The sequence below is a fragment of the Candidatus Enterovibrio altilux genome, assembly GCF_002381345.1.
Classification (GTDB): Bacteria; Pseudomonadota; Gammaproteobacteria; order Enterobacterales; family Vibrionaceae; genus Enterovibrio; species Enterovibrio altilux.
Map to the genome: position 1 here is coordinate 1,119,486 of NZ_CP020660.1, position 11,986 is coordinate 1,131,471.

General features: G+C 37.1%; 9 protein-coding genes and 6 pseudogenes. 6 read left to right on the forward strand and 9 right to left on the reverse strand.

Annotated features, from left to right (window positions below):
• Positions 1-42 precede the first annotated feature (42 nt).
• The 4 genes and pseudogenes from gorA to rlmJ (BTN50_RS11840) all read right to left on the reverse strand — a co-directional run bounded on the left by gorA (position 43) and on the right by rlmJ (BTN50_RS11840) (position 2,039).
• Positions 43-1,418, reverse strand: a pseudogene (gene gorA / locus BTN50_RS10410) (glutathione-disulfide reductase).
• A 128-nt stretch (positions 1,419-1,546) separates the two neighbouring features.
• Positions 1,547-1,669 (reverse strand): 23S rRNA (adenine(2030)-N(6))-methyltransferase RlmJ, encoded by a 123-nt coding sequence (gene rlmJ / locus BTN50_RS11690; RefSeq protein ID WP_250645023.1) that lies wholly within the window; start codon positions 1,667-1,669, stop codon positions 1,547-1,549.
• 62 nt (positions 1,670-1,731) lie between these two features.
• Positions 1,732-1,878, reverse strand: coding sequence for a 23S rRNA (adenine(2030)-N(6))-methyltransferase RlmJ (gene rlmJ / locus BTN50_RS11695; RefSeq protein WP_335582443.1), 147 nt, complete (start codon positions 1,876-1,878; stop codon positions 1,732-1,734).
• A gap of 26 nt (positions 1,879-1,904) precedes the next feature.
• Entirely contained in the window at positions 1,905-2,039 is a 135-nt protein-coding gene (gene rlmJ, locus BTN50_RS11840) for a 23S rRNA (adenine(2030)-N(6))-methyltransferase RlmJ (RefSeq protein WP_317845778.1), read from the reverse strand.
• Between the two features lie 347 nt (positions 2,040-2,386).
• Between rlmJ (BTN50_RS11840) and prlC the strand changes: the two genes are divergently transcribed.
• Complete coding sequence (gene prlC, locus BTN50_RS04755) at positions 2,387-4,429, forward strand: oligopeptidase A (RefSeq protein ID WP_096619216.1); 2,043 nt, start codon at positions 2,387-2,389, stop codon at positions 4,427-4,429.
• A gap of 334 nt (positions 4,430-4,763) precedes the next feature.
• Positions 4,764-5,662, forward strand: a pseudogene (locus BTN50_RS10415) (IS5 family transposase).
• Positions 5,663-6,097: 435 nt separating this feature from the next.
• On the opposite strand, the gene rho reads toward BTN50_RS10415, so the two are convergent.
• On the reverse strand, positions 6,098-7,354 hold the full coding sequence (gene rho, locus BTN50_RS04765) for a transcription termination factor Rho (RefSeq protein ID WP_096619217.1): 1,257 nt from the start codon (positions 7,352-7,354) through the stop codon (positions 6,098-6,100).
• A gap of 186 nt (positions 7,355-7,540) precedes the next feature.
• Positions 7,541-7,867, reverse strand: a complete 327-nt coding sequence (gene trxA / locus BTN50_RS04770) for a thioredoxin TrxA (protein WP_096619218.1) — start codon at positions 7,865-7,867, stop codon at positions 7,541-7,543.
• Between the two features lie 113 nt (positions 7,868-7,980).
• On the opposite strand from trxA, the pseudogene BTN50_RS04775 reads away from it, so the two are divergent.
• Positions 7,981-8,821, forward strand: a pseudogene (locus tag BTN50_RS04775) (DEAD/DEAH box helicase); the annotation flags it as partial.
• Between the two features lie 96 nt (positions 8,822-8,917).
• Positions 8,918-9,156: pseudogene (locus tag BTN50_RS11105) on the forward strand (IS5/IS1182 family transposase); the annotation flags it as partial.
• Between the two features lie 44 nt (positions 9,157-9,200).
• Here BTN50_RS11105 and fkpA read toward each other — a convergent pair.
• The 3 genes and pseudogenes from fkpA to BTN50_RS09745 form a co-directional block, all read right to left on the reverse strand.
• On the reverse strand, positions 9,201-9,977 hold the full coding sequence (gene fkpA, locus BTN50_RS04780; RefSeq protein ID WP_096619219.1) for an FKBP-type peptidyl-prolyl cis-trans isomerase: 777 nt from the start codon (positions 9,975-9,977) through the stop codon (positions 9,201-9,203).
• A gap of 650 nt (positions 9,978-10,627) precedes the next feature.
• A pseudogene (locus tag BTN50_RS12640) lies at positions 10,628-10,982 on the reverse strand (transposase); the annotation flags it as partial.
• 35 nt (positions 10,983-11,017) lie between these two features.
• A pseudogene (locus BTN50_RS09745) lies at positions 11,018-11,224 on the reverse strand (hypothetical protein); the annotation flags it as partial.
• A gap of 181 nt (positions 11,225-11,405) precedes the next feature.
• Here BTN50_RS09745 and BTN50_RS10105 point away from each other — a divergent pair.
• Both BTN50_RS10105 and BTN50_RS11785 read left to right on the forward strand, forming a co-directional pair.
• A complete protein-coding gene (locus BTN50_RS10105; RefSeq protein WP_161492954.1) occupies positions 11,406-11,543 on the forward strand; it encodes a hypothetical protein in 138 nt (45 codons plus the stop codon).
• 108 nt (positions 11,544-11,651) lie between these two features.
• A complete protein-coding gene (locus BTN50_RS11785) occupies positions 11,652-11,783 on the forward strand; it encodes a hypothetical protein (RefSeq protein ID WP_256386962.1) in 132 nt (43 codons plus the stop codon).
• The last annotated feature ends 203 nt before the right edge of the window (positions 11,784-11,986 follow it).

Below are 11,986 nucleotides of genomic sequence, written 5' to 3' on the forward strand. Positions count from 1 at the left end.
TCTATCTTGGAGAAAAAATTTTTATGATAATATAATTAATGTTTAATACATCGTAATAAACTCTTCTGATCCTGTTGGATGGATAGCTACGATGTTATCGAAATCAGCTGTTGTTGCACCCATTTTTATAGTAACCGCGAAGCCTTGGAGCATTTCGTCTACGGCAAAACCTATACTGTGCAAGCCAACAACGGTTTTTTTCTTTACCTGTGCAGATTAGTTTCATGCGACATGGTTGATGGTGCTGTGTGACTGCAGTGTACATAGCAGTGAAATTAGAGTCATATACTTTAATGTTTTTTTCTCTGTATTGCGCTTTTACTTCTTGCTCTGTCAGGCCAATGGTTCCGATAGGTGGATGGCTGAAGACTACAGTTGGGATTAGTGTGTAATCCATTTTGGCGTTAGGTTTGCCATTGAACAAACGTTCCGAAAGTTGACGGTTCGCTTTCATCACCACAGGAGTGAGCACTACACTGCTTTCCATAATGTCCCCCGAAGCAGTAAATGCCTGATACATTTAGTATTCTGGAATTAATCCACTTTGATATAGTTACACGAATTGATTTTAACGCCAGTGGCTTCTAAATTAAAATTTACTTGTGGTTGGGTTACGGCTGATTGCCTACATCAGTAAATCAGTATTGTGTGCGCTGCCAGCTTCACAATGAAGCCTCACAGAACCATCTATTTCTTTCATCACTTTTTTGGTGTGGAATGCGTGTGTAGGTGAGGTTCTTCTGCCTGTATCCCTCAACCAGTGCGTTAATAATCATTGGAGCGAAGTTTTGAAGCGGAGATTTTTTACGAACAAACAGGTGCGTGTCAGTGCCCAGTGCATTGAATATACCTGCGATCTCGATTGCAATGTAATCTGCGCCGATCACAGCCACGCGCTTAGGCTGCTCATTGAGCTTAAAAAAATCATTTGAGTCGATACCATGTACTGAGCCTGATAGGTTTGGAATGGGTGGTTCACCACCCACAGCAAGTAAAATGTTGTTAGCAATATAGTGTTTACCGTTAACTTCAACTGTTTTTGCATCAACAAATTTGGCGAAGCCATTGATAACTTCAATTTTATTTTTGCGTAATATGCGTTTGTAAGAAGTATGAATACGGTCTATGTACACTTGATGATTAGTGATCAATGTTGTCCAGTCGAATTTATGCAATGTGGTATTGAAGCCGTAATCAGAGCTATATAGTTTGATTACTCCTATAATTTGAGCGCCATATAACATTATTTTTTTAGGTATACAGCCTACATTTACGCAAGTGCCTCCTAAGTGGTGCGCTTCAATGTTTGCTACCTTTGACCATATATTGCTGCCTGATTAGCTGAGGTGATACCATCGCTACCACCACCATCATATGTAATCAAAATATTTGGGCGTTTTAGTTATTTTATCTTTCATGTAATTTTTTTATTTTGAATTGAAAATGGTAATTTAATGTGCGCAGAGCCAATGTGATCTTGTTTTTATTTAGGTACAATTTACTTTATAAATTGATGCCCTGTAGAGAGTGCGATTTTACTTTGCAGCTAAGATAGAACTTCTTTTTTCTGTGTCTCGAGCATCCATGGCGGATTGATAACAATCATGCCTAATGCTATTAGGCCACGTTCTTCTGAGTCAGGCGCAACACCTAATTCAACATTGAGTATTGTGCGGACACTAAAGTTTTACAATGCACTATTGGATGCTAGATTACATAAGTGCCTATAGCTCAACGTTTAATACAGTTTTTTATTGTATCAACTATGTCTTGGTATTCGTGTTTGAGCTCATATGGTGGGTTAATTAGTACTACCCCACGGTGTTCTTTCGGAGAAAGGCTGGCTTTTAATCGCATGTAGCCGTCTTCTTTACACATTTTAGCTGATAATCGGCGAAAAATTTTTAAAATAATGATTTAAATTTTGTTGGGTGTAATTCGGTAAATATGACGTAATCTTCATTACGTAACAGTGATCTGGCTATTTTCGGAGAAGCAAAATAGTAGCGGAGTGCATTAATTTTATTCAGATTGCGGATAGTATTTTTACCCCCCCAACGTTTCTAGCGTATGATCGTATCATTAGATTTAGTTAATGTCATGCATGTACTCACCGGTTTTTTTAGCGGGCTCATCCGATAGATCATAGTATTCCGCACTGCTGTGTGTATCATGACGAACAAAAAATTTGTATTTTCGTTTAAACCATTTAATGATTAGGCTTTGAATGATGTGCTTAATGATATCAACATGAAGACTATGATAATCACTGAGAATAAGATATAATTTAGTTAAAATATTAAATACTATATATTAATTACATGTGCATTGCAAATCTACCTATTGATTTTCATAAAAAATTTTTTGAAAGAGAAAGTGACTAGCCATGACCAACCCTCTATTATTATTTACGGATTTACCACCATTTTCTAAAATTAAACCAGAGCATATGCAACCTGCAGTTGAACAGGTAGTGGCCGATTGCCGTGCTGCTGTTGAATCGGTATTGGAAAACAACACAAGTCTAAGCTGGGCATCGGTTTGTGTGCCACTTGCAGAAAGTGAGGATCGATTAAATCGTGTAACCTTTCATATTGAACACCTTCATGCTGTAGTAAATAGTAAAGCGCTGCGTGAAGCTTATGAAGCGTGTATGCCAGTACTATCTGATTACTCCACTTGGAGAGGCCAACATAAGAAACTTTATGATGCGTATAAAGCCATCAAAGAGCGAAAAGATTTTGCTTCTTTGAGTATAGCGCAGCAAAAAACTATCACTAATGAGTTGCTTGATTTTGAGCTTAATGGTATCTCTCTTAGCCAAAAAAAACAGAATCGTTTTGGTGAGATTCGTAAACGCCTAATGGAACTTTCGTCTCACTTTACGAACAACGTATTAGATGCCACTATGGGATGGAGCAAATTCATTATAGAAGAAAGTGATCTTGTTGGCATGCCTGAATATGCACTGGCTGCAGCTAAAGCAAAGGCTAAAGCAAAAGGATTTGAAGGCTTTCTGCTAACATTGGATGAACCGTCCTACCAGCCTGTCATCATGTATTGTGATAATCGCGCCCTGCGCGCAGAGTTATATAAATCGTATAATACACGTGCTTCTGATCGTGGTCCTAATGCTGGCAAATGGGATAATACGAATATTATGAACGAATTTTTGCAGCTATCTTATGAAACTGCTCATTTACTTGGTTTCAATAATTACAGTGTATTATCGCTGAAAACCAAAATGGCAAGCTCTACGAATGAAGTACTAGTGTTTCTTAATGAACTTGTTGAGCAGGTGAAACCGCAAGGTGAGAAAGACTTTCAAAAATTAGCCCAATTTACGAAGGATAATTTCGGTGTTGAAGTACTTGAACCTTGGGATGTGACTTATTACTCCAAAAAATTAGAAAACTCTCAAAACAACATTTCAGAGAAAGAACGGCATCCTTATTTTCCTGAAAAGAAAGTTATTTCAGCCCTTTTTAACGTCTTCAAGCGTGTGTTCAGGATGAACGTAAAACATTGTGGTGGCATCGATGTTTGGGATGACTCCGTGTCTTTCTACAATGTTTTCGACGCAAGAGGTTTATTGCGGGGCAGTTTTTACCTTGACCTGTATGCTCGTGAAAATAAACATAGTGGTGCGTGGATGCACGAATGTATTGCCCGCCGTGTAAAGCAGTCAGGTGAAGTACAAATACCAGTAGCACATCTTATTTGTAATTTTAACAAGCCGATCGGAGATAAACAAGCATTGTTTGACCATGATGACGTGGTTACTTTGTTTCATGAATTTGGTCATGTTATTCATCACATATTGACGCTAGTAGATGAACCGTCGGTATCAGGCCTTCACGGTGTGCCTGTGGATGCTATGGAATTCCCAAGTCAGCTCCTTGAAAACTGGTGTTGGGAAAAGAATGTGTTGGTGTTGATTTCAGATCATGTTGAAACGCATAAATCGTTACCCAACGATATGCTAGATAAAGTGTTGGCGGCTAAAAATTTTCAGTCTTCATTCACTCTACTTTATCAACTAGAGAACGCATTATTTGATTTTACATTGCATAGATACTTTGATCCAAAAAAAGGAGCTAGAGTGTTGGAAACATTCGCAAATATTCAACGAAGAGTCGCTGTAATGGAGTCTCCAGAGTGGGTGCGCTTTCCGCATACATTTAGTCACATCTTTGCGGGTTCTTATCACGCAGGTTATTACAGTTACCTATGGGCCGAAGTGCTTGCTTGTGATGCGTTTAGCCTCTTTCAAGACGAAGGGGTCTTCGACTCAAAAACTGGCACGGCATTTCTAGAACATATTTTAGAACGTGGTGGTAGTGAAGAACAAATGGAATTATTCGAGCGTTTTCGTGGTCGTAAGCTGTCAAAGGATGCATTTTTACGTCGTCATGGTATTAGTAGCTAACTAATTGCTAATAGCATGTGGTTCTATATTCATTAGACTGCACTTATACCATAAAATTTCGTTTCTGAATTTGAGCTTAGAGAGCAAATCTCAATATGATTTACGATTAGACAATCACTTTTGTGTTAGGCATATCTAGAGCTATGTTGACTTATTTAACGTTTTATCATGGCGCAGGTTTTGCTAATCTGAGCATTGTGCTCCTTTAGGCTTTGATTTTCGAAATCAGAGAACTAAATTATTAATCTACGCTCTAAATAGCTAAATAGCTAAATAGCTAAATAGCTGGTTCACGTAAATATTCAGGTTTATGAAAAGCTTCATTACACAATAATTGACTGAAAACAGTATAGTCAAGCTATTAACTAATCGCGACTCACTAACATTCTGGATTGATGAAAAATTATTCAGCAATGTAATTAAACTAAGTAGGATACGCATTCATGAGTGACACTTATTTAGTGACTTAGCTATTACGGTAGCCCTTATGGTTAAATGCGTATTTTTAATGTGATTGAAAGGTCTGTAAGGATTAATTAAATTTATTTTTATACTTGCTCAATTGCCATTGTCACGCTCTCCCTCACTGTTTATGTATTCGCAAGCGAACCAAAATGGTTAACGTCACGTTCAAGATGGAGAATAAAGGAAGCATCCAGCACTTAACTATTGATTCTACTGGGTTCAAAGTTTAGCATGAAGATAAATGGAAGGTACAAGAGCATAGTACTAATGGGACATGGTGAGTCTGACGTAAGTTACATTTAACGGTAAATATAAATATGTATGAAATCACTGCTACCGAGTTAAGTCCAGTAAATGTGACTGATGGTAAAGTGCTGCTTAACTTGCTGAAGCATACCAGTTAAAAAAATAACTGAAATATCAGCTAATTTTGCTTACGACACCAAAAAACGTTATGAAAGTATTCGTATTAAGTGAGCGGTTCGATTTATCCCACCAAGAAAAAATAATTTTTTGAAAACAAGATTATCTGCGTAAATTTAGTGGGCAGTATTAAAAATTATACGGTTTAAATGAGCGTTGGAAAGAATGATATGCTTACCATAAACGTTCCCTATCATAGACGGCAAAGTTTCGAGTCAAAAAACTATTGGAAGGATATTAAGTTTAAGGAATAATCATGCTCTGATTAACAAAATTTATGGCATGGTAAAAGCATTAATTAAGTTGATAAGACTAGGCATGCCTAACACAAAATCGATTGTTTAATTGTAAATTATATTGAGATTAGCTATCTGAATTCGCATTAGGGAAAAAATTTCAGGGAAACTGTCGTAATAGCCAAAGGAGTAAATAAATAAATTTTTTTATAATTATGTTGATTCCATATCTTAATAGTTTTTGCATCAATTCAGAATGGTTAGTGAGTCACGATTGATTAAAGCTTGATTATACTGCTTTAAGTTGACTGTTTTTATAGACCTGAATATTTATGTGAACTAGCTGTTTAGAGCGTAGATTAATAATTTAGTTCCTTGATTTAGGAAGCAAAATTTTTCAAACGATTAAATTGTAATTTTAGTATTAAGTTTATGTCTTATTTGCAGTTTAGGTTGACAAGGTTATTAAAAAATATGTCTCACAACAAAAAAAGTACACCGTTTACGGTGTAAAATTTTTGAGAGAAAAATTTTATTAAAACTTTTAACGACGCATTGCGTCAAAAAATTCTTCGTTGGTTTTACTCATCGCAAGCTTATCAAGAAGAAATTCCATCGCTTCTGCTTCTCCCATAGGATGAACAATTTTACGTAAAATCCACATTCTTTGTAACTCATCAGATTTCGTCAAAAGTTCTTCCCGCCGTGTTCCGGACCGTGTGAAGTCAATTGCAGGGAATACGCGCTTTTCCGCAATCTTACGAGAAAGATGCAGTTCCATATTACCTGTACCTTTAAATTCTTCGTAAATTACTTCATCCATCTTAGAACCAGTATCTACTAGAGCTGTTGCAATGATAGTTAGGCTTCCACCTTCTTCTACATTACGTGCTGCACCGAAGAAACGTTTAGGCCGATGTAAAGCGTTCGCATCTACACCACCGGTGAGTACCTTACCTGAGCTTGGTACAACAGTGTTGTATGCACGTGCTAGACGGGTAATTGAGTCCAGCAGAATAACTACGTTTTTTTTATGTTCTACAAGTCGCTTTGCTTTTTCAATAACCATTTCAGCAACTTGTACATGACGACTTGCTGGCTCATCAAAAGTAGAAGCAATGACTTCACCTTTGACCAAACGTTGCATTTCAGTCACTTCTTCAGGACGTTCGTCAATAAGAAGTACCATTAGCTCACATTCAGGGTAGTTGTGTGCAATGTTCTGAGCAATGTTTTGTAGCAGTATTGTTTTACCTGCTTTTGGCGGAGCTACAATAAGACCACGTTGGCCTTTACCAATTGGCGAGGCTAAATCAAGCACACGTGCGGTAATGTCTTCAGTTGATCCGTTACCACGTTCCATCACCATACGTTCGTTAGCGTGCAGTGGCGTCAAGTTTTCGAAAAGGATCTTGTTTCGCGCATTATCAGGCCTATCGTGGTTAACTTCATTTACTTTCAGCAGTGCGAAGTAACGTTCACCGTCTTTTGGCGGACGAATTTTGCCTGAAATAGTGTCTCCAGTTCGTAAATTAAAACGGCGGATTTGGCTTGGTGATACGTAAATATCGTCAGGTCCCGCAAGATAAGAACTATCGGCGCTGCGTAGGAAGCCGAAGCCATCCTGAAGAATTTCCAGCACTCCGTCTCCAAAAATATCTTCGCCACCTTTCGCATGTTGTTTCAAGATAGCGAAGATGATGTCTTGTTTACGGAGGCGGGCGAGGTTCTCAAGGCTCATGCTTTCGCCTAGAGCGACTAGCTCAGATACGGCCTGATTCTTCAATTCGGTAAGATTCATAGTGGTAGGTGTCTTGTCAGTCAAAGTTGAGGTCTGATTAAATTAGAGTATAAGTGATCAAGGGTATGATCGAGAAAGGAACAAATGAACAATATACGTGCAACAAACTAACACCTGAATGATAAACTGTCTAACAGATGGAAGAATTAAGCCGTGAACATTATGGTTCACGACTACTATATCACATTACAGGTTAGCGTCTAAGAACTCTTTTAATTGAGTTTTAGACAAAGCGCCAACCTTTGTTGCTGCAACACTGCCCTCTTTAAATAATAGTAAAGTTGGAATGCCACGAATGCCAAATTTAGGCGGAATGCCTGCATTTTGATCAATATTCAGTTTACCAATAGTGATTTTTTCTTTGTATTCTTCTGAAATTTCATCAAGAATCGGTGCGATCATTTTACAAGGACCACACCACTCTGCCCAAAAATCTACTAATAAAGGGCCAGTAGCATTAATAACGTTTGTTTCGAAGTTGTCATCAGTCAGTTGTAAAATCTTGTCGTTCATCTTTCACTCCAATGATTATTTGTTGTCACTGGTGATAGACCAACCAGTAAATCATTATACTATTTGAATGTATTCACTATCGTATTGCAAGCCTAAGCTTATATTCTATGCAAATGAAAATGACGTGCCTTACAGAGCATAAATTTATCGATTTCGGCCTTCACTATGATATTATCAAAGGGTTGGAAGAAAAAGAGTTTCATAATTGTATCCCAGTCCAAGCTTTGGCATTATCGATCTTACTCATCGGCCGAAACATTGTAGAAGAGATCTCAACAGGCGTAGAAAAAATAATGGCCTTTATAACTGCTACTTTTCATTGCTTGCTAACGACTGAGGTGCCTGCTAATCGTATGATAAATTGCTCACGAGCTATAATTATGGCACCAACGCGTGCACTTGCGATTCAGATTTATAATGATACAGTATTCATTGCTAGCTTCAACCACGCTAAAGGCAGGTTTAACCTATGGTGGTGAGGCATATAGTAAGTAAAAACTAGTGTTAAAAAATGGCGTTGATATCTTGATTGGCACCTTTGGTTGAATCATTGATTTCTATAAGCAGCGCGTGATTGACCTAAGTGCAATTTAAGTTGTTGTATTAGATGAAGCTGATCGTATGTTCAATCTTGGTTTCATTAAAGACATCTGTTTTTTGTTTCGATGCATGTGAGCTCCAGTAGTTCGTTTAAACATGCTGTTCTCTGTTACGTTATCATACTTGGTGTAAAAGTTAGTGTTTGCATATATGACCAACCTAGAACACGTTGAAGCGGAACCTGACCAAAAAACAAGCTACCGCATGAAAGAAGAGCTGTTCTATCCGTCGAATAATGACAAAATGTGCTTACTCCGAACACTTATAGAAGAAGAGTGGTTTGAACGAGTAATTATTATTACTAATACTAAATATTGTTGTGAAAATATCTGTGGTTATTTGATAGCTGATGATGCTCACGACACTTGATAATATTACGAAATCGTTTGTATTAAATGAGTGGTTTCATTCATCTAACAAAGAAAAGGAGCAATTTTTTGAAAATGAGACCATCTACGTAATTTAACAGTCAATTACCAGAGGTTATACGGTTCCAATCAGTATTGTAAAATGAGGTATGGTTACCATAAGTGTTCCCTACCAGAGACGGTAAGGTTTCGAATTAAAAAAGTACTGGCAGGGCATTAAGCCTAAGGGAGCACAATATTCAGATTAGCGAAACCTACGCAATGATAAAAGCATTAAATAAACTGACAAAACTAGACATACCTAAAACAAACCAAACTTAAACTAGAGAACACATCCTTTTACCAAAAATAATTGTAGAAATAATTTATTTTTTTACAGGTTTACTTTTGATTTCCAGTAATTCTACGTTAAAAATTAACGTTGAATTTGCAGGAATTGCTGGTGTATCATTTTTGCCGTAAGCTAATTCAGGTGGGATAATGAATTTAAATTTAGAGCCAACTGGCATCAGCTGAATACCTTCAACCCAACCAGGAATCACTTGATTCAGAGGAAACGTTGCTGCTTGATTACGATCGTAAGAGCTGTCGAATTGCGTGCCATCAGTTAACGTACCTTTATAGTGAACAATAACGGTATCTTCAGCCGTAGGTCTTTCACCTTCACCCAATGATTCAACTTGATACATCAAGCCAGAACTTGTGGTAATAACACCTTGTACTTTTGCAAATGCAGAACGAAAATCGTGACCTGCTTTGACCACTCCTGTAGAGCCCTCTTCGGATTGAGTCTGAACCATTTGTGCAATACGCTGTTCCAATGATTGGAGAATTGCTTGTGTTTCTTCACTACTCAGCTTTGAATGTCCCCTAAATGCATCTTGAACACCTTCCAGTACCTGATCAGAGTTCAGTATTAGCCCAATATCTTCTTGTTTTTCTAAATGCACTTTTAAATACTGTGCTAAAGAGGTACCAATTGCATAAGCCATTTTATCATTTTCTGTCGTAAAAATAACGCCCTCTTCAATAACAGAGGCTCCGACGCTTGCTGTTTTTACTTTTTCAGTTTCTTCTTGTTGACATCCCATAGCCAAAGAGAAAATTGTGGCTAACAGTGACATTTTAAAAATTGATTTCATTGGTACTCCGTGGTACGAAAATTACATTGTTTTAATTCGTTCACGTTATAACGATGTGAGGGCCAGAAACAATGAATATACTTGACGTTATAGGGTCATAAGATAATGAGTGTAAGCATGATATGATACATCATGATTATACTTTATTTAATTCTGACACTGTTAGCACTTTTAGACCACTCTTTACTTCACTAATGAAATATAGCGCTGGCCATGTTATCCGTATGGTGTGACCAGTTCCTGCCTGAGTTCAATAGAACTTTATTTTTGAATGCGAGGTTAAATAGCGAATTTCAACATGGTTCATTATTAAATAATTGCTCCCGTGTTAGGCATATCTAATCTTGCCAGCGTATTTCATGCTTTTATTATAACGTAGGTTTTGCTAATTTGAGTATTATGCTACCTTCGGTTCAAGGTCCCTACAAGTAATTTTTTGACTCGAACCATTGCTGTCTCTGATAGGGAACGTTTATGGTAACTATCCCTTGTTTTACAATGCTGATTTGAGCCGCATTATTGCAGGTAACTGACCATTAAGTTATACTGTTAACATCATTTTCAATAAGTTGCTTTTTTCTGTGTTGGGTGAGTGGCATCGTTCATTGCATACGAATGATTTCATAACATTGTTTGGTGTCGCAAACTTCATTACCTGATATTTCATTGATTTTTTGACGGGTCTGTTTTAATAAGTGAGGTAGCACTTCACTGCCAGTCATATTTGATGCGTTTAACTCAACAGCAATGATTTTATGCGCATTTATATCTACCACTAAATGTGATTTACGTTAGACTCGTCGTTTTTCATCAGTGCCGTGCTTTTTGACTTTTCTTTTACCCGCACCATAGACTTGAGCCTCGTAGAATAAATAGTTAAGTTCTGGTTATTTCTTGAGTTTTGGTCTTAAATGCAACGTTAACTATTTTAGTTCGCTTACTAATGCATGAATAGTGAAAGCATAACAATGACAGTTGAATAAATTTGAAAATCGGCTGAATGAACACTTACAAATTTTTCAATGATATGGCTTTATTGACTAATTCGAGCGCAGGTAATAAATCTCAATATGATTAACGATTAAACAATTTTTTGTTTTAGGCATCCTTAGCCCTGTCAGCTTGTGTAACACTTTTATCATGACGTAAGTTTCGTTAATCTGAGTACTGTGATTTTCTAAACTCAATGTCCTTCTCGGTAGTTGTTTGACTCGAACTATTGTCATCTCTGATAGAAAACGTTTATGACAACGGGCTTTATCTCCGAAATCATGAAACTACATTTTTAAGAAACATGCTACACAGTTAGGGTTACTTAAAGAGTCTGGTCTATGAAAAAGATGCGTTACAAAATAACTAACTGGAAACAATATAATCAAATTTGGCTCACTATTCATGTATTAGCAAGCGAGATAAAACGGTTGCATCATGTTCAAGATGAAGAATAAAAAAAGCATTTTGCACTTAGCCATTGATTTTATGGGGCTAAAAGTCTATGGTGCAGGGGAAAAAGTAAAAAATATGATACTGATGAAAAACAGCGAGTCTAGTGTAAGTCATCTTTAGTGGTAGATATAAATGAGCATAAAATCATTGCTGTTGAGTTAAGCGCATCAAATATGACTGACGGTGAAGTGCTATCTAACTTGTTAAAACAGACCCATTAAAGAATTAATGAAATATCAGGCAATGGAATTTGCGACATCAGACAATGTTATGAAACCGTTCGTATGCAATGAATGGTGCCACTCGCCCAACGCAGAAAAAGAGCAACTTGTTAAAAATGACTTTAGCCGTGTAATTTAATGGTTAGTTATCAGCAGTTATGCTGTTCAAATGAGCATTATAAAATAAGGGATGGCTACCATAAATTTTTCTATCAAAGGCGACAATTTTTCGAATCAAAAACTACTGGGAAGGAGATTGAGCTTCAAAACTCACAAGTTTTCAATTAGCGAAACTTGCGGCACGATAAAAGCCTTACATAAGCTGACCGAGCTAGGTCTGTC